This window comes from Micromonospora sp. CNB394 (assembly GCF_000374985.1).
In the GTDB taxonomy this organism is placed as follows: Bacteria; Actinomycetota; Actinomycetes; order Mycobacteriales; family Micromonosporaceae; genus Micromonospora; species Micromonospora marina.
The window spans coordinates 136,187-154,258 of the sequence record NZ_KB895826.1; the positions used below are offsets into that span (position 1 = coordinate 136,187).

At 73.8% G+C, this 18,072-nt stretch carries 15 protein-coding genes; 8 read left to right on the plus strand and 7 right to left on the minus strand.

Annotation, left to right across the window (positions count from 1 at the left end):
• Positions 1–31: 31 nt before the first annotated feature.
• On the plus strand, positions 32–1,489 hold the full coding sequence (locus C569_RS0104645) for a M1 family metallopeptidase (protein ID WP_026267697.1): 1,458 nt from the start codon (positions 32–34) through the stop codon (positions 1,487–1,489).
• Between the two features lie 4 nt (positions 1,490–1,493).
• Here the strand turns inward: C569_RS0104645 and C569_RS0104650 are convergent, their stop codons facing one another.
• Positions 1,494–2,594 (minus strand): LCP family protein, encoded by a 1,101-nt coding sequence (locus C569_RS0104650; protein WP_018784635.1) that lies wholly within the window; start codon positions 2,592–2,594, stop codon positions 1,494–1,496.
• 140 nt (positions 2,595–2,734) lie between these two features.
• Here C569_RS0104650 and C569_RS0104655 point away from each other — a divergent pair, with 140 nt between their 5' ends.
• Complete coding sequence (locus C569_RS0104655) at positions 2,735–4,417, plus strand: FAD-dependent oxidoreductase (protein ID WP_018784636.1); 1,683 nt, start codon at positions 2,735–2,737, stop codon at positions 4,415–4,417.
• Here the strand turns inward: C569_RS0104655 and C569_RS0104660 are convergent.
• Both C569_RS0104660 and C569_RS29825 read right to left on the minus strand, forming a co-directional pair.
• Positions 4,414–5,427: a Brp/Blh family beta-carotene 15,15'-dioxygenase gene (locus tag C569_RS0104660; RefSeq protein WP_018784637.1), complete on the minus strand. Its 1,014-nt coding sequence runs from the start codon at positions 5,425–5,427 to the stop codon at positions 4,414–4,416. The genes C569_RS0104655 and C569_RS0104660 overlap by 4 nt on opposite strands.
• Positions 5,424–6,134: a bacteriorhodopsin gene (locus C569_RS29825; protein WP_018784638.1), complete on the minus strand. Its 711-nt coding sequence runs from the start codon at positions 6,132–6,134 to the stop codon at positions 5,424–5,426. Before C569_RS29825 ends, C569_RS0104660 begins: the two co-directional genes overlap by 4 nt.
• Before the next feature lie 116 nt (positions 6,135–6,250).
• On the opposite strand from C569_RS29825, the gene C569_RS0104670 reads away from it, so the two are divergent.
• Both C569_RS0104670 and guaA read left to right on the plus strand, forming a co-directional pair.
• Positions 6,251–7,129: a bacteriorhodopsin gene (locus C569_RS0104670; protein ID WP_018784639.1), complete on the plus strand. Its 879-nt coding sequence runs from the start codon at positions 6,251–6,253 to the stop codon at positions 7,127–7,129.
• A gap of 11 nt (positions 7,130–7,140) precedes the next feature.
• On the plus strand, positions 7,141–8,697 hold the full coding sequence (gene guaA / locus C569_RS0104675; RefSeq protein ID WP_026267698.1) for a glutamine-hydrolyzing GMP synthase: 1,557 nt from the start codon (positions 7,141–7,143) through the stop codon (positions 8,695–8,697).
• A 6-nt stretch (positions 8,698–8,703) separates the two neighbouring features.
• Here the strand turns inward: guaA and C569_RS29830 are convergent, their stop codons facing one another.
• The gene (locus C569_RS29830; RefSeq protein ID WP_018784641.1) at positions 8,704–9,066 is read right to left on the minus strand and encodes a PspC domain-containing protein; all 363 of its coding nucleotides are present in this window, start codon (positions 9,064–9,066) and stop codon (positions 8,704–8,706) included.
• A 144-nt stretch (positions 9,067–9,210) separates the two neighbouring features.
• Here C569_RS29830 and C569_RS0104685 point away from each other — a divergent pair, with 144 nt between their 5' ends.
• Together C569_RS0104685 and C569_RS0104690 are read left to right on the plus strand one after the other, a co-directional pair.
• Positions 9,211–10,158, plus strand: coding sequence for an NUDIX domain-containing protein (locus C569_RS0104685; protein ID WP_026267699.1), 948 nt, complete (start codon positions 9,211–9,213; stop codon positions 10,156–10,158).
• A gap of 656 nt (positions 10,159–10,814) precedes the next feature.
• A complete protein-coding gene (locus C569_RS0104690; RefSeq protein WP_018784643.1) occupies positions 10,815–11,729 on the plus strand; it encodes a phosphatidylcholine/phosphatidylserine synthase in 915 nt (304 codons plus the stop codon).
• Positions 11,730–11,786: 57 nt separating this feature from the next.
• On the opposite strand, the gene C569_RS0104695 is transcribed toward C569_RS0104690, so the two are convergent.
• The 3 genes from C569_RS0104695 to C569_RS0104705 all read right to left on the minus strand — a co-directional run bounded on the left by C569_RS0104695 (position 11,787) and on the right by C569_RS0104705 (position 15,476).
• Positions 11,787–13,034, minus strand: a complete 1,248-nt coding sequence (locus C569_RS0104695; RefSeq protein WP_018784644.1) for a phosphatidylserine decarboxylase — start codon at positions 13,032–13,034, stop codon at positions 11,787–11,789.
• A 157-nt stretch (positions 13,035–13,191) separates the two neighbouring features.
• A complete protein-coding gene (locus C569_RS0104700; RefSeq protein WP_018784645.1) occupies positions 13,192–13,611 on the minus strand; it encodes a hypothetical protein in 420 nt (139 codons plus the stop codon).
• Positions 13,608–15,476: a PspC domain-containing protein gene (locus C569_RS0104705; protein WP_018784646.1), complete on the minus strand. Its 1,869-nt coding sequence runs from the start codon at positions 15,474–15,476 to the stop codon at positions 13,608–13,610. The genes C569_RS0104700 and C569_RS0104705 overlap by 4 nt, the downstream gene beginning before the upstream one ends.
• 177 nt (positions 15,477–15,653) lie before the next feature.
• On the opposite strand from C569_RS0104705, the gene C569_RS0104710 reads away from it, so the two are divergent.
• A complete protein-coding gene (locus C569_RS0104710; RefSeq protein WP_026267700.1) occupies positions 15,654–16,904 on the plus strand; it encodes an ATP-binding protein in 1,251 nt (416 codons plus the stop codon).
• Position 16,905: 1 nt separating this feature from the next.
• A complete protein-coding gene (locus C569_RS0104715) occupies positions 16,906–17,583 on the plus strand; it encodes a response regulator transcription factor (RefSeq protein ID WP_018784648.1) in 678 nt (225 codons plus the stop codon).
• The last annotated feature ends 489 nt before the right edge of the window (positions 17,584–18,072 follow it).

Sequence of the window (18,072 nt, forward strand, 5' to 3'; positions counted from 1 at the left end):
CGCCGAACGGGCCCCGGGAGGGATCGAGGCGATGACGCGGCGTGGCGCACGACGACGGCTCGGGTTGCTGGCCTGCGGGACGCTGCTGGTGACCGGCTGCGGGTCGGCCGAGCCGGACCCGGGACCGGCAACCCCCACCACGGCGACCCCGGCGGCCACGCGCGGGTTCGCGCCCGGCGCGGCCGGCGCGGGCGACCCGTACTTCCCGAGCTACGGCAACGGCGGGTACGACGTCGCGCACTACACGGTCAAGGTGCGCTACGACCCGGCCACGGACAAGCTCAGCGGCACCGCCACGGTGCGGGCCACCGCCACCGCCGACCTGTCCGCGTTCAACCTGGACCTGGCCGGGCTGACCGTCCGCTCGGTGACTGTGGACGGCGCCGATGCCCGGCACAGCCGCACGGACGACGAGCTGGTGATCACCCCGGCCATCGGGCTGACCTCCGGCAACGGGTTCACCGCCGAGATCCGGTACGACGGCCGGCCGGAGGCGCTGCGGAACGAGGTGCTGGGCGAGGGCGGCTGGCTGCACACCGCCGACGGGGCGATCGCGCTCGGGCAGCCGGAGTCGGCGAGCACCTGGTTCCCGGTCAACGACCACCCGTCGGACAAGGCCACCTACGACATCGAGCTGACCGTCCCGAAGGGACTGACGGCGGTCTCCAACGGCGTGCCGAAGGGGAGGTCGACAAGCGGCGCCTGGACCACCTGGAAGTGGTCGGAGACCGCGCCGACGGCCAGTTACCTGACCACTGTGGCGATCGGGAAGTTCCGGGTCACCACCGGTCAGCACAAGGGGCGGCCGGTCTACCACGCGGTCACCACGCAGGTCGCCGAGGGCGCACCGGACCGGTCCATCGCGCGCACCGTGGAGGTCGCCGACTACCTGGAGAGCGTCTTCGGGCCGTACCCGTTCGACTCGTACGGCGGCGTGGTGATCGCCGACGAGCGGATCCGGTACGCGCTGGAGACGCAGAGCCGGCCGGTCTACTCGGCGAGCTTCTTCCGGCAGGGCGACAACACGGGTGTGGTCGCGCACGAGCTGGCCCACCAGTGGTACGGCAACAGCGTGTCGATCCAGCGCTGGCAGGACATCTGGCTCAACGAGGGGCTGGCCACGTACGCCGAGTGGCTGTGGGCCGAGCACAGCGGCTCGACCACGGTGCAGCGCACGTTCGAGCAGAAGTACGCGAACGCCGGCGGGCAGGTGTGGCGTACGCCGCCGGGAAAGCCGGGCGTCGCGAACCTGTTCAGCCGTTCGGTATACGACCGGGGCGGGATGACTGTGCACGCGCTGCGGGTGGCGGTGGGCGACACCGCGTTCTTCACGATCCTGCGCACCTGGGCGGCGGAGCGGAAGAACGGCAACGCCACCACCGCCGACTTCGTGGCGCTGGCCGAGCGGATCTCCGGCAAGAAGCTGGCGAAGGTCTTCGACCCGTGGCTGTACGGCACCGAGCGCCCGCCCGCCCCGAAGCCGCTGTAGGGGGTCAGTTCCTGACGCGCAGCGACGGGTGGGCGGCCAGGAACGTGTCGGCCCGCCCGCCGCGCAGCGCGGTGAGGAAGTCGCGGCCCAGCGGCTCGAGCTGCTCACCCCGGTAGGCGCCGCCGCTGCTCACCCCGGCGCCGGGCAGCACGACCAGGGTGAGCCGGTCCGCCGGCAGGCCACCCAGCGCGTACGCGAAGTCGATCAGCTTCCGGCCGCGGCCGGCGTACACCAGGGTCCGGCCCAGCGCGGCCACCACCTGCTCGACCCGCTGCGGGTCGCGGGCGGTGCCCTGGTCGAGGATCTTGCGGGCCAGCGCCCGGAGCAGTTGCTGCTGGTGCCGCTGCCGGGTGTAGTCGCCGCCGGCGGTGTAGCGCTGCCGCGCGTAGTCGAGCGCCTGCCAGCCGGTCAGGTGCCGGGTGCCCTTCTCGTAGACCATCTGCGGCCCGACGTACCCGCCGCCGGTCAGGGTGCGCATGGTGCCGTCCGGGCGGCGGTGCCGGGAGGCGACCCGCTGGTCCACGTAGAGGTCCACCCCGCCGAGCGTGTCCACCAGCTTGTCGAAACCGCCGAAGGTGATCACCGCCCCGGCGTCGATGCGCAGCCTGGTGTATCGGGAGACGGTGGTGCGCAGCAGTTCGTACCCCTGGGCGGTGCTGGGGTGGGCCTTGTCGCCCGGCACCCGGCTGCCGTAGCTCATCGCGTGGGTGAGCTTGGTCCGCCCGCCCGGGTAGCGGGCCTTCGGGTAGGCGGGGATGTCCACCACCAGGTCGCGGGGGAGCGAGAACAGGTACGCCCGGTCCAGCCCGGCGGGTACGTGCAGCAGCAGGACGGCGTCGGCGTGCGGCTCCCAGCCGGGGATGCTGACCCGGGTGTCGACGCCGACGAGCAGCAGGTTGAGCGGGCCCTTCAGGTCGGCGCCGGGCGGGGGCGCCGGGCTGGCGGTGGTCGGGGCGGGCGTCGGCGGGGCCGGCGGCGCGGTGGTCGGGCCGGCGGCCGGGGCGGCCGGACGGTTCGCCACCAGCCGGGTGGTGACCACCGCTCCGGTGGCGACCAGCAGCGCCGCCACCGGTACGGCCAGGCCCAGCAGGCGTCGTCTCGTCACGTCCGTTCCTCCCGTGGAGTTCGACGCGCCACGGGCCGCCGGAGGTTGCAGCGGCGGGAATCCCGGCGGATCGAGCGCTCTGCATGATCTGCGAAAAACACTTGCTGGCGCCATAGCTACCGGTCGGTAATGATGCGTTCATGCGTTACGACGTGCTCGTCATCGGTTCGGGCTTCGGCGGCAGCGTCACCGCGCTCCGGCTGGCCGAGAAGGGCTACACGGTGGGCGTCCTGGAGGCGGGGCGGCGCTTCGCCGACGACGAGTTCCCGCGTACGTCCTGGCGGGCCCGGCGGTTCCTGTGGGCGCCCCGGCTCGGCTGCTTCGGGCTGCAGCGGATCACGCTGCTGCGCTCGGCCGACCGCAAGGCCGGCGGCGGCGTGCTGGTGCTGTCCGGCGCCGGGGTCGGCGGCGGGTCGCTGGTCTACGCGAACACGCTCTACGAGCCGCTCGACGCGTTCTACGCCGACCCGCAGTGGCGGGACATCACCGACTGGCGCGACGAGCTGGCCCGCCACTACGACCAGGCGAAGCGGATGCTCGGCGTCACCACGTACCCGGTCGACACCCGCGCGGACCGGGCCGTCCGCGCGGTGGCCGAGCGGATGGGGGTGGCGCACACCTACCACCCGACGCCGGTCGGGGTGCACATCGGCCGCCCCGGCGAGCGGGTGGCCGACCCGTACTTCGGCGGAGCCGGGCCGGACCGCACCGGGTGCAACCACTGCGGATCGTGCATGACCGGCTGCCGGCACGGCGCCAAGAACACGCTGGTGAAGAACTACCTGTGGCTGGCCGAGCGCCTCGGCGTGCAGGTGCACCCGCTGACCACGGTGACCGCCGTCCGCCCCGACCCGGCCGGCGGGTACGCGGTGCACACCGAACGCACCGGCGCCTGGCTGCGCAAACGGCGCGAGGTGATCCACGCCGACCAGGTGGTCTTCGCGGCCGGCGCGCTCGGCACCCAGCGACTGCTGCACGAGATGAAGGCGGCCGGCGCGCTGCCGGCGCTCTCGCCCCGGGTGGGCGAGCTGACCCGGACCAACTCCGAGGCCATCCTCGGCGCATCGGTGGGGTCCGGCGCGGCCCGCCGGCGCGGCCTCGACTTCACCGAGGGGGTGGCGATCACCAGCTCGTTCCATCCCGACCCGCAGACCCACATCGAGCCGGTCCGCTACGGCAAGGGCTCCAACGCGATGGGCCTGCTCCAGTCGCTGCTGGTCGACGGCGGTCCCCGCCGGGCCCGGCGCTGGCTGGGCAGCATCGTCCGGCAGCCCGCGCTGGCGGCACGGATGCTGTCGGTACGCCGCTGGTCCGAGCGCACCGTGATCACGCTGGTCATGCAGTCGGTCGACAACTCGCTCACCACCCGCTACCGCAAGGGCCGGCTGGTCTCCGGCCCCGGCCACGGCGCGCCCAACCCGACCTGGATCCCGGCCGGCAACACGGCGGTCCGGCTGCTCGCCGAGGAGATCGGCGGCACCCCCGGCGGGGCGGTCACCGAGCCGTTCAACATCCCGGTGACCGCGCACATCCTCGGCGGCGCGGTGATCGGGGCCACCCCGGACGACGGCGTGATCGACCCCTGGCACCGGGTGTACGGCCACCCGGGGCTGCACGTGGTGGACGGCGCGGCGGTCTCGGCGAACCTGGGCGTCAACCCGTCGCTGACCATCACCGCGCAGGCCGAGCGGGCCATGTCGTACTGGCCGAACCAGGGGGAGGCGGATCCGCGCCCGGCGCTCGGCTCGGCGTACACCCGGGTGGCGCCGGTCCCGCCGCGGCGGCCGGCCGTCCCCGCGCACGCCCCCGCCGCCCTGCGCTAGGCGGGCGAGCCGGCGGGCCGGCCGCGCCGGTCCAGCCAGGCGACCACCGCGGAATGCGGCACGGTCAGGGCGGCCAGCGCGGCGACAGTCACGGACAGTGGATCGAACGGCCGTCCCGGCCACACCGCCAGCGCCACCGGCACGGCTGCGGCGACCAGGGTGGGCAGGGCGGCGGCTCGCGCGAAGCGACCCAGCGGCGCCCCCCACCGGCCGTCGGCCAGATCGGACCGGTTGGCGGGGTGCGCGCGCAACAACCGGGAGACGTGCCGGGCGGAGTGCCAGGCGGCGAAGTACGCCCCGACGGCCAGCGCGGGTGGCACGGCGGCGAAGAGGGCGACGAGGAGGACCGGTTCGGCGGCGTCGAGGTGACGCCCGCCGCGCAGGTCCCGGACGACCGTGACCGTGCCGGCGACCACCAGGCATCCGAGAGCCAGGAGCCGCAGCCCGGGACCGAGCACCGCCGGTACGCCGGGCGCGACCGCCGCAAGCAGCGGGTCCACCGTCTCGGGCCAGACCAGCAGCGGTACGACCACCGGTGGGCCGCCTCGGGCGAGCACCCCGGCCGGACGGTGGCGGACCGGTCGCCCGTCCCGTTCGGCGTGGAACGCCTCGTCCGCGGCGCCGAAGTGGATCACTGACAGGACGAGGAAGGCCAGCAGTGCCGGTGTCGGCGCGGCCTGGAACGCCACCAGGACCACGGCGGCGACGGCGGCGTAGCCGAGCGGGACGGCCAGCCGGACCCCCGGTGAGCGGGCCCGTGCGGAGCACCAACCGGGCACCAGGTGATCCACCGCCCCGTGTGGCAGGCCGGCGAGCAGTCCGGCCAAAAGGTACGCGGGCGAACTGCCCACGCCCGTGTGACGTGCCAGCGGCGCCAGGGCGAGCAGGCCGGCGACGGTCAGGACGGAGGCGCGTCCCGTACCCGCCGGCGGCCCGGTCGCAGTCCTCTGCGCCGTGGCGGCCGCGAGCCGGCGCCCCGAGGTGTACGGGGGCCCGGTGGGCGTGGTCACGGCCGTCCCGCCACCGCGAGTCCGGTGCGCCGGGCGAGGCCGCGCAGCCGGGCCAGGTCGAAGGCGCCCCAGCCGACCTTGGACGCGATGGAGAGCAGCACGAACAGGGCGGTGTCGGTGGTCGGGCTGAGCAGACCGACGCCGGACGGGCCGCCGAGCCAGACCAGTGGGTACCCCAGCCAGAGGACGGTCAGCAGCGCCGCCGCCTCCACGTAGGCGTGGTGCAGCCCTTCGGGCTGGCGGCGTGCGACGGACCGCAGCGGTCCCCAGATCACCGCGAAGATGCCCGACAGCGCCAGGCTGCCGAGGGTGAAGTACAGGTACCGGCTCCACGTCCCGGCGGCGAGATCGGCGAGGAGGCCGGCGGCGACCATCGTGGCGTTCAGGCCGACCAGCGCGGCCGACAGCCCCGGGTGCCGGCCGGGCAGGGCGTGGGTGGCGGTGAGCGCGAGCGCGACGAGCAGGAGTGAGGCGCTGACCGCCCAGTCGGCGTAGCGGGCCCAGTAGACCGGCTGGCCGCCGGGATCCGTCACCCGGCCGTCGCCGAGGGCCAGGACGGCGTACCAGAGGCCGGACCAGACGGGCACCGCGACCGCGACCTGGTACTCGATCGCGGGGACGCCGCAGGGCCGTGCCCACAAGGCGAGGAAGAGCACCGTCCCGCCTGCCATCGCGGCGACGTAGGACCACAACCACCAGCCGGTCACGCCGCGCTCCGGATCGGAGATCGGCAGTTTCCCGTCGGCGCCGCGCTCACCACCATACGGTAACGGTTGATAAGGGATTTATCTCCCAGTCTGGACGGCCGGAGGCGGGGCACCGGATGAACTTCGAGAACACCTTCTCGTACAACGTGGACCAGTTCACACTGATCTCCCACGTGCTCAGCCTGGGTTTCGCGGTGATGGCGGCCGGGCTGGTCTACTTCCTGGCGACCCGTCGTTCGGTGGCGCCGCGTTACCAGCTCTCGTCGGTGCTCTCGGCAGTGGTGATGGTGTCGGCGTTCTTCGAGCTGCTCCTGCTCTACCAACGGTGGGTGGGCGCCTTCGAATGGGACGGCGCGGCCTTCGTCCAGTCCGGCGCCCTGTTCTCCAACGGCTACCGCTACGTCAACTGGTCGATCGACGTTCCGGTGCTGTTGATCCAGCTACTTGTGGTGCTCGGTGTGACGGGCCGCCGGTTCCACCTGACCTGGGTCGCATTCGTCGCCGGCGGGCTCGCCATGATCTACACCGGGTACGCGGGCCAGTTCCACGAGGTGCAGCGGTCGGCGCCGTTCTGGGTGTGGGGGCTGGTCAGCACCGTCTTCTTCGTGTTCCTGCTGGTTCTCGTCGCCCGGACCATCTTCGGCAGCCTGGACCGGCTGCCGCCGACCGCGCGACCACTGGCCCGCGGCGTGTGGTGGCTGCTACTCGTGTCCTGGCTGCTCTACCCCGGTGCGTACCTCATGCCGGCCCTCTGGGACTCGGCCGACGGCGTGGTGGCGCGGCAGATCACGTACACGGTCGCGGACATCACCTCGAAGGTCGTGTACGGCGTCCTGCTCGGGATCATCGCCCGCCGGATCAGCGCGACCGAAGGCTATTCGCCCGCCGTGGCCGACGAGGTCGCCCTGCCCCGCGGGGGGATGACCGGCGGGGGCGGCGCGGCGGGCAGTGGCGGTCGGGACGGCGAGCGCGGCGGGGCCGGTCACGGTCGGTAGGATCGTGGACCATGAGCACGCCTCGCCCCGTCCTCGTGGTGGACTTCGGAGCCCAGTACGCCCAGCTCATCGCGCGCCGTGTCCGCGAGGCGAAGGTCTACTCGGAGATCGTCCCGCATTCCATGCCGGTGTCCGAGATGCTGGCGAAGAACCCGGCCGCGATCATCCTGTCGGGTGGCCCGTCCAGCGTCTACGCACCGGGTGCGCCGCAGATCGACGCCGGGATGTTCGACGCCGGGGTGCCGGTCTTCGGCATCTGCTACGGCTTCCAGGCCATGGCCCAGGCGCTCGGTGGCACCGTGGCGCGCACCGGCAACCGTGAGTACGGCGGCACCCCGCTGCGCCCGCGCCTGACCGAGCCCGGCGTGCTGCTGCGCGACCTGCCGGCCGACCTGCCGGTCTGGATGAGCCACGGCGACTGCGTCACCGAGGCCCCGGACGGCTTCACCGTCACCGCCGAGTCGGCGGGCGCCCCGGTCGCCGCGTTCGAGGACGTGGCCGGCCGCCGCGCCGGGGTGCAGTTCCACCCCGAGGTCGGGCACACCGCGCACGGCCAGGAGATGCTGACCCGCTTCCTGTACGACATCGCCGGCATCGAACCGACCTGGACGCCGTCGAACATCATCGACGAGCAGGTCGCCCGGATCCGTGAGCAGGTGGGCGACAAGGAGGTCATCTGCGGCCTCTCCGGCGGCGTCGACTCGGCGGTCGCCGCGGCGCTCGTGCACCGCGCCGTGGGTGACCAGCTCACCTGCGCGTTCGTGGACCACGGGCTGCTGCGGGCGGGTGAGGCCGAGCAGGTCGAGAAGGACTACGTGGCGGCGACCGGCATCAAGCTCAAGGTGGTCGACGCCCGGGAACGGTTCCTCGGCGCGCTCGCCGGGGTGACCGACCCGGAGCAGAAGCGCAAAATCATTGGCCGGGAGTTCATCCGCGTCTTCGAGGCCGCCGCCCGGGAGATCGCCGCGCACGGCGACGTGGAATACCTGGTGCAGGGCACGCTCTACCCGGACGTCGTGGAGTCCGGCGGCGGCACCGGGACCGCCAACATCAAGAGCCACCACAACGTCGGCGGTCTGCCCGAGGACCTGAAGTTCGCCCTGGTCGAGCCGCTGCGGACGCTGTTCAAGGACGAGGTCCGCACGATCGGCCTGGAGCTGGGGCTGCCCGAGGCGATGGTGTGGCGGCACCCGTTCCCCGGCCCGGGCCTGGCCATCCGGATCATCGGCGCGGTCGACGAGGAGCGCCTCGCCGTGCTCCGCAAGGCCGACCTGATCGCCCGCCAGGAGCTGACCGCGGCCGGCCTGGACCGGGGCGTCTGGCAGTTCCCGGTGGTGCTGCTGGCCGACGTCCGCAGCGTCGGGGTGCAGGGCGACGGGCGCACCTACGGCCACCCGGTGGTGCTGCGCCCGGTCTCCAGTGAGGACGCGATGACCGCCGACTGGTCCCGGCTGCCCTACGACGTGGTGGCCCGGATCTCCACCCGGATCACCAACGAGGTCGCCGAGGTCAACCGCGTGGTCCTGGACGTCACCAGCAAGCCGCCGGGCACCATCGAGTGGGAGTGACGCGGCTCAGGCCGCGGGCGGCGCTGCGGCGTCCGGCCGGGCCGCCTGTGCGCCGGCGTCCGGCCCGGCCGGCGTCTGCGGCGTAGCCGGCGGGACCGGTGCGGCCGGCGGGACCGGCGGCCTGCCCGGTGGGTGCGGCCACGCGGGCGCGCCGTCCGGCTCCTCGGGCATCAGGAACCACATGATCGGGTACGCGAGCGCGGCGAGCCCGCCGGTGAGCACCGTGGCGGTCGCGAAGACCACCCGGACCAGCGTGGGATCGGCGGCGAAGTAGCGGCCGAGGCCGCTCGCCACACCGGCGATCATGCGGTCGCTGACCGGCCGGCGGAGCTGCTTGTACGGGGTCTGGGAGGGGTTCGGGAAGGTCATGTGTCAACGGTCCCGCGCGCTGCGGCGGGCGACCTCGGTGACCGCCCGGACGCCTACCCTGAACCGTCCCTGAGACGCCAGCGTAGAGTCAGGAATCTGACTCTTTTCGATGTCGGTAACCCGCTCCGGGGAGAATTTGCTCCCGTGACCACCTCGCTGGAGCCGCTCCGCAGGATCGCGGCATACGCAGTCTGTGCTGACTCAAACGGTCGAGTGTTGCTGGTCCGCGCATCGGAGCGCTCCGGCACCCCCGGCACCTGGTCGCTCCCCGGGGGAGCGGTCGACCACGGTGAGGACCCCAAACACACGGTCGTCCGGGAGACCGCGGCCGAGACCGGGCTCTCGGTGGCGGTCGCCGGCCTCCAGGACGTGCTCGCCGACATGCGGGCGCTGCCCGAGCGGCGCATCACGATCCACACCGACCGGCTCCTCTACACCGTGTCGGTCCGCGGGGGGACGCTCACCGAGCGGGTCGACCGCCCGACCGACCTGGCCCGCTGGTTCACCCTCGACGAGGCCCGGGAGCTGCCGCTGCGGTTGTTCACCGCGCGTGCCCTGGGCCTGCCCACCTCCACCGACGACATCGTGCCGGAGGAGGTGCCCGAGTTCCCCTCGTTCTACGCCGTCCCCGGCCCGGACGGGCTGCACCGGGCGCAGCGCTTCGCCGCGTACGCGGTGGTGACCGACCCGGAGGAGCGGGTGCTGCTGACCCGGGTCTCCGACGGCTACCCGGGTGCCGGCTGCTGGCACCTGCCCGGCGGCGGCACCGACTACGGCGAGCAGCCGGGCGCGGCGCTGATCCGGGAACTGGTCGAGGAGACCGGCCAGACCGGCCGCCTGGTCGAACTGCTCGGGGTGGCCAGCCACCGGGACGCCGCCTCACTCGGCCCGGAGGGCTACCCGATCGACTGGCACGGCGTACGCGCGTTCTACCGGGTGGTGGTCGACCAGCCCGCGCCGCCCACCGTGGCCGACGTCGGCGGCTCCACCTGCGAGGCCCGCTGGTTCCGCCGCGAGGAACTCGGCGCCCTCCCCACCGACCGCCTCACCGAGGTGACCGCCGAAGCGGTCCAGGCCGCCCACCTCCTCTAGACCGACCCGCTCACACCCGGGCCCCACCCCGGCGATCATGAAGTTGACGGCGCGAAATGTCCGCCTCGGTACCGCTAACCTCATGATCGACGGAGTGGGCGCGGGAGGGGCGGGCTGTGGAGTAGCGGCGGCGTCGAGCACGCCGAGCACCCGGCGACACCGTCGTACGCGAGTTCGCCGAGGAGACCGGTCTGACCGTCGCGCCCGGCGCGATCCGGGCCGCTGCCGCCGGCATGGCCGCGCTGGAGAAGGTCACGGGTCTGTCGATGACGGACGTGGCGGCGTGGGCCACCGGGCGGCGGGTGACGTGAATCGCTCGCCGAGCCGCTCTGGGTGCCCTCCGGTACAGTCGGAAGTACGGCTGACCGACGAAAACGGGCGTAGAGGCCCGAGGTGGGAATAAGCGGGCGGTTCGCGCGGTTAAGGGAGATATAAGTACCGCCGGCAGCTATCGCCAAGCCCCTGTCCCCTGTGCAATGGTGTATTCCGCAAAAGGGCTGCCGGACCCGAAAGGTCCGGCACGAGACAGCCGGACACCCGCCCCGCAGTGGGCGGCCAGCCGATCCGGTGATGGAGGAAACGTGCCGAGAGCCCCATGGCGCCGGCGTCGTACGACTGACAGTCCGCGCCCCGCAGGGCGTCGCTGGGCGGGCAGGTTGCGCCGCAGCAGTACGTTCGCCCGCCAGGTGCTGCTGGTCCGCGTGGGCCGCCGGGACGGCGCGACCGTCTCGGGGACCGACCGGGTCACCCCCGACCACCGTTACGCCGACCGCCAGCGCCTCCGCTACGGACGGCTCGACACCGACATCGAGACGGTACGCCCGATCAGCCCGGCGCTCGCGCCGACCGCCCCGGTCGACGACGAGTCTCCGGCGATGTCGATCCCGCTTCTGCCGGGTGAGCGCACCGCCGCCCGCCGGGCCAAGTTCGCGCTCGTCAACGCGTGCACGCTGAGCAGCCTCATGCTCGGCATGCTGGCCATCTTCCTGGCCATGCGCGGTGACGTGCAGATCGCCGCGATCTGCCTGATCGCGTGCGTCGCGTTCGACGGCCTCGACGGCGCGCTGGCCCGCAAGCTCGGTGTGGCCAGCCCGTTCGGCGCGCAGATGGACTCGCTCGCCGACATGTGCTCGTTCGGCCTCGCCGCGCCGGTCGTGGTCTACGCCTCGCTGGCCGGTTCGGTGCCGCCGGCGGCCGCCGCGGTCTCCTGCGCGCTCGTCGCCGGCTGCGCCGCGATCCGGCTCGCCCGGTTCAACGTCTCGCCGAAGGACGGCCGCTTCTTCTGCGGCGTGCCCACCACCATGGCGGCGGCGGTGCTCGCCCTGACCGTGGCCATCGGCGTGCCGGTCTCCGGCCTGGTCATGGTGGCCGGCGTGGCGCTGCTCGCCTTCGCCATGGTGTCCAGCTTCCCGTACGCCAAGCTCGCCCGGCTGCTGAAGCTGCCGCCGTGGCTGTGGCTGGCCCCGGTGGTCGGCGCGCTCGTCGACATCCGGCTCACCTTCGCCCTCGTGGTGGTGGGCTACCTGGTCAGCGGGCCGCTGCTCTGGCTGCACCAGCGCCGTACCGCCTGACCCGAGAACGACGGAAGGGGCGCCGCTGCAGCGGCGCCCCTTCCGCGTGTCCGGCGCTCAGCGCCAGCGGGCGATCACCGTCGCGCCGCCGACCACCTTGTCGCCCGGACCGACCAGCGGGTCCGCGGCGTCGGCCGGCAGGTAGACGTCGGTACGCGAGCCGAACCGGATCAGGCCGAAGCGCTCACCCCGGGCCAGCAGCGAACCCACCGGCGCCCGCTGCACGATCCGGCGGGCGATCAGACCGGTGCGCTGCGCCACCACCACGGTGCCGTGGTCGGTGTCCAGCACCGTGTACGCGGCCACGTTGTGCTCGGCGTCCGGCTTCATGGCGTTGACGAACCCGCCGTCGGCGACGAAGTAGTCGACCACCTTGCCGGCCACCGGCGCGCGGTTGACGTGCACGTCCAGCACCGACAGGAAGACCGCGATCCGCAGCCACTCGCCGTCACCGAAGCGCTCGTCCTGCAGGCGCTGCACGGACAGCACCTGACCGTCCGCCGATGCGACGACCGCCGACGGATCCTCCGGCACGTCCCGCTCCGGGTCACGGAAGAACGCGGCCACCGGCGCGGCGGCCAGCGCCGGCAGCAGCCAGAGCTTCGACTTCGGCCGCGCGGCCCGGGCCAGAGCGGCCAGGCCGAGCGTGATGCCGGCCGCGGCCACCCCGTTCGAGTCGATGTGCATGCCCCGGGTCAGCGGCACGCTCGACGGCCGGTACGCCGGGGACAGCGAGGCCGCGAGCGCGACCGGTGCCGGGGTGAACCGCAGGTGGTGCACGCGTACCGGCGGGGTGTTGCGCAGCACCAGGTCGGTGCGCACGCCGTGCAGCACACCCTGCCGGTCCAGCTCGCCGTCGGCGCCCCCGGTGCGGAACAGCGGCGCGGCGACGCTCAGCACCGCACCCTCGGCGAGGTACTTCGCCAGCCCGTCGATCGCGACGCGCGCCTCGTCCGCGGTGCCGGTGAACGGCTCGGCGACGACCACCACCGCGGCAGCGTCGGCCTCGGCGAGGGTGTCGACCACGCGTACCCGGTCGGCGACCCAGCGGCCCTGCGCGGTCACGTGTTCGCGCAGCGCTGCCGCGGCGGCGCCCTCCGCCGGCACGACGGTGAGCCGGTCGCCGGGGAGCAGCGCCTCGATCGCGGCGGCCAGTACCGCGGACTCCGGCGTCGCGCCGACCAGCAGGCCGGCCTTCGGGTCGTTACGCCGGGCGAACTCGCTGACGAGCGTGCGGGCGGCGCGCTCGCCCAGGCGCACCGCACCGGAGGGACCGGTGACGCGCACGGCGGGGGACTGGGTCATGTCGGACGGGCTCCTGACGAGATAGCGAACGGACGCCGGCGGCTCCGGCGACCCGACCGGCGGCTCCGGCATGGTCCTGGTGCGCAGGCCGGCCGGCGGAGGCGAGATCTCCGCCGACCAGCATAGGCCGCGTCCGAAGGTCGCCGCAGTGGCGCGGTCAGGCCGGATCCCCCGGCGTACGGCGCTGCGGAGTCGCCTCGTCGGCCGGTGGATCGAGCGGCGGTAGCTCGCGCGTGGCCGGCTCCGCGGAGTCGGTGGTGGCCTCGGTGGCCCTCTCGTCGGCGTCGGCGGCCGTCCCCGTGCCGCCGGCCGTTTCCGCGCCGGCGTCCGGGGAGCCGTACGGCGCCGAGACAGTGACCTCGGGCGCGGACTGCGGCGCGGCCTGCTCCGGTGCGCGGCCCGAGCGCAGCGCGCCGATCAGCCCGAGCAGTCCGATCAGCACCAGCCCACCGGCCAGGAACCAGCCGACCGGGGGTACGGAGAGGCCGAGGATCCGGGCCAGCAGCCACCAGACGGACAGGCCGAGGAAGACGAGTCCGAAAGCGAACGACACGACGTCGGTACGGTGTGCCTTCACCGGGTCACCTCCAGCTTGCCGGCGTTCACGTAAACGTAGAGGCGCAGCTTGCCGCCACCGGGGCCGTCGGCGCCCGGGTCGGTGGTCTCCCACTGGCGACCGCCGAGCCCGCCGCTGCTCCGGCCGAAGACCGTGGCGTCGCCGGCGTTCACGTCGGCCACCGTGGTCACGTCGACGTCCGGCGGTACGACGACTGTCGCGTTGCCGAGGTTCACGTCGACCGTCACCTGGACGTCCTGCTTGTCGAAGTCGATCCCGCGCAGGTCGAGCGTCGCGTCACCGAGGTTGTTCTCGTACCGGTTCGCCAGGTCGCGCAGGTCGGTCGGGGCCCAGGTGACGTTGCCGTCCATGCCGCGTACCCGGTCGTAGGACTCGGCGACGGTGGCGATGCCGAGCGCCGCCGCGGTCACCAGGCCCAGGGCGATCAGCCAGCGGGCCCGGCCGAGCCAGGTGCCGACGAGCAGGCCGAGGCCGATGGTCGCGAGCACCGCGGCGAAGTAGCCGGCGGCACCGACCGGGAAGACGTCGAGCAGGTCGAGCATGGCCACCACGCCGAGTGCCAGGAAGATCAGCGAGAACGTGATCGCCCCGAGCGGCGAGCGCTCCTTGGGTCGCTTGGGCGGTCGCGGCGGCCGACCCGGTGGCGGCACGGGTGGCGATCCGGCGTAGGGGCCGTGCGGGGCGAACGGCGGCCGGTAGCCGCCGGGCGGCAGCGGTGCGCCCACCGGCGCGGGCGGCGGTACGGCAACCGGCTCCTCCAGCCGGGCGCCCGCGTCCCGCGCGCCCGGCCAGGCCGGGTTCGCGCCGTAGGCCGGCCAGGCGGCGGTGTCGGCGACCGGGCCGGTCACCTGCTGCATCGCGACGGTCGTCGGTTCGGACGGGCCCGGCCGGGTGCCGGCCGCGGCGGGCCAGCCCGGCGCCGGCAGTGTCGGGTAGCCGGTGGCGGGTCCGGCGTGGCCCGGCTCGCGCGCCGCGTCGGACGTGGCCGGGTGATCCGGCTCGGACCCCGGCACCGGCAGGTAGCCGGGCTCGGACACGGACGCGGGCGCCGAGGACACGGACGCCGGGGGGTAGCCCGGCTCCGGGCGGCCGACCGGCGGATAGCCGGGCTCGGCGGGCAGGCCGCCGGACGGCGCCGTGTGTACCGGCGGCACGGCCGGTCCGGCCGGTGTGCCGGTCCACTCTGCCGCGGGGGGAGCCGCGGTCCAGGTACCCGGTGCCGGGGCCGGCGGCGCGGGCCAGGCCACCGGTGGCACCGGGCCCGGCGGGGGACCGTGCGGCGGTGCCGGCTGGGCCGGGCGCTGCCCCGGGCCGCGCTGCTCGCGGTTGAGCAGGAGCGCGCCGCCGATCAGGATCACCGCGCCGAGCAGGATCGCCCGGAACCCGTCGGTGACGACGTAGGCGAAGCCGAGCGCCACCACGATGCCGAGCACGATCACCGTGATCGGGGACATGCTGGACCGGCCCCGGCCGAGCATGGCCTCCACCGGTGAGGCGGTGTCGCCCTCGCCGGGGATGATCAGCCAGCCGGCGACGTACACGATGATCCCGATGCCGCCGAAGAAGCCGAGCACGGCCAGCAGCACACGCCACAGCACCGGGTCGGTGTTGGTGGCCCGGCCGATGGCGGCACACACCCCGGCCAGGTAGCGGCCCTCGCGGGGACGTACCAGGCCGTACCGGGTGGTGAAGCCGGCGGCGCCGGGCGGTGGGGCGTACCCACCGGGTGGCGGACCGGCGAACGGCGTGCCGCCGCCGGGCGGCGGGGCCGCCTGGCCGGTCGTGGGCGCCGCTCCCGGCGGGGGCGGCGGGGCGTCCTGTGCTGCCGCCCAGGGGCGGGGCGGACGGGCAGCGTCCTCGTTCATGCCTCCGATACTGCTGCCCCGGCCGCCCGAGCAGCCTCCGGACCCGACCCTGACCCCACCCTGATATCCACCGCCGGTGAAACTCCGGGGCGTCCCCGTGGTCCGGGGCGTCACGGCCGTGTGACGATCGGAGCGTCGGCGCCGCCGGCCTGCCCCGCCTCGACCTGGGAGCCTCCGATCAGCAGCACCCCCGCCCCGCACGCCCCGCGCCTCTACCGGGCCACCGACCACCGGCTGGCCGCCGGGGTGGCCGCGGGCATCGCCGAGCACCTGGGCATCCCGGTGCTGCGGGTACGGATGGCGTTCATGGTGCTGCTCGGGCTCAGCGGTCTCGGGTTGCTGCTCTACGCCGCCTTCTGGGCGGTGGTCCCGCCCCGGCCCGGCGACACCGCGGTCCCGCCCCGCCGCGACCTCAACCAGCTGCTGCCGTTCGTGGCGATCGGGCTCGGCGTGCTGCTGCTCCAGGTGTTCGCGTTCAACTCGGTGGGCGCGGCCGGCACCGCCGGCTGGCTGGTGGCGATCATCGCGGTCGGCGCGGGCGTCATCTGGCACCAGTCCGCCCCGGAGCGGCGCCGGCAGTGGGGCGATGCGGCGGTGCCCTGGCTGGGCGCGGTGGTGGAGGAGAGCGACCGGCGCGCTTTCGTGCTGCGCTTCGTCGGCGGCGGCGTGCTCGTCGCGGTCGGCATCATCGGCGTGGCCGCCGTCTACTCGCCGGCGCAGAACTTCGACGCGGTGCTCAACGGCGTGATCTTCGCACTGGTCGGGCTGGCCGGCGTGGGTGTGGTCACCGGCCCGGTGCTCTGGCGCACCTGGAACCAGCTCCGCTCCGAGCGGGAGGGCCGCATCCGGGAGCAGGAGCGCGCCGAACTGGCCGCGATGGTGCACGACCAGGTGCTGCACACGCTGGCCCTGATCCAGCGCAACGCCAGCGACGTCAAGACGGTGCAGCGGCTGGCCCGCGGCCAGGAGCGCTCGCTGCGCAACTGGCTCTACAAGCCGACCGCCTCGCCCACCGAGCGCTTCGCGGCCGCCCTGGAGCAGGCCGCCGCCGAGGTGGAGGACACGTTCGCCATCACCGTCGAGGTGGTGGTGGTCGGCGACCGGGAGACCGACGAGCGGGTGGGTGCGATCGTGGCCGCCGCCCGGGAGGCCCTGGTCAACGCGGCCCGGCACGCCGGTGTGCAGACCGTGTCGCTGTACGCCGAGGTGGAGCCGGAGCAGGTGAGCGTGTTCGTCCGGGACCGGGGCAAGGGCTTCGACCCGGATACGGTGGAGAATCACCGGCACGGCGTCCGGGGTTCGATCATCGGGCGGATGAAGCGGCACGGCGGCCGGGCGGAGATCCGGTCCGAGCCGGGGGAAGGGACCGAGGTCCGGCTGATCCTGCCGATCAGCGGCTCCGGCTCCACGGCGGAAAGGGACAGGTGACATGTCCGAGCAGGAACCGATCGAGGCAACGGTGCCGCGCGGGCCGCTGCGGGTGTTCCTCGTCGACGACCACGCGATGTTCCGGGCCGGCGTCCGTGCCGAGCTGGGCACCCGTGTGGAGGTGGTCGGCGAGGCCAGCTCGGTGGCCGAGGCGGTGACCCGGATCGCGGCCACCGCGCCGGACGTGGTGCTGCTCGACGTGCACATGCCCGACGGCGGCGGTCGCGCGGTGCTGGAGGCGATGCGGCGTACCCACCCGCAGGTGCGGTTCCTGGCGCTGAGCGTCTCCGACGCCGCCGAGGACGTGATCGGCCTGATCCGCGCCGGTGCGCGGGGGTACGTCACGAAGACGATCTCGCCGGAGGAGTTGACCGACGCGATCCGGCGGGTGGCCGACGGCGACGCGGTGTTCAGCCCGCGGCTGGCCGGGTTCGTGCTCGACGCGTTCGCCTCCCGGCCGGACGCGCCGGTGGCCGACCCGGAGCTGGACCAGCTCACCAACCGGGAGCGCGAGGTGCTGCGGCTGCTGGCCCGGGGGTACGCGTACAAGGAGATCGCCAAGGAGCTGTACATCTCGATCAAGACGGTCGAGACGCACGTCTCCAACGTGTTGCGCAAGCTCCAGATGTCGAACCGGTACGAGCTTTCCCGCTGGGCCGCCGACCGCCGGCTGGTCTAGAGATCCCACTCCGCCCGGCGGCGGGGCCTCGGCAGCTTCGTACCCCCGGGTGCCCGTGTCGCCCGCTCGGTTGGCACGGCATCATCCGGACGGACAAAAAATGCGACAGACGGGCGTCCGCCGGAGGGTGTCGAGGCCGGCGCGGTCAACGTCACAGCCTCCCGCGCCGCAGGGACGTCCGTCGACTCGTCTGTGCCCGTCTTGCCTGTTCAGGGTCCTATCGTCCGTACGCTTTGTGATCTTTTCTCAAGTATCGGCAACGTGGCGAGCAACTAACGGCTTGATAACGGCACCTTCACGGAAAGGGCCGGTTGGTGTCACAGTGGCAGCACCTCACCCCCCGGTGTGAGGCATCTTGTCGGGCCTGCCGACCACGTGACGCCGTGTTCAACGCCGCCGCGTGGCCGACGGCCCTGCGCGATGTCTCGTCCAGGGTGTGGCGCCCGGCGGATCGGTCCCCCTGGGGTGTCCCGAATTCCTCTGCGGTAA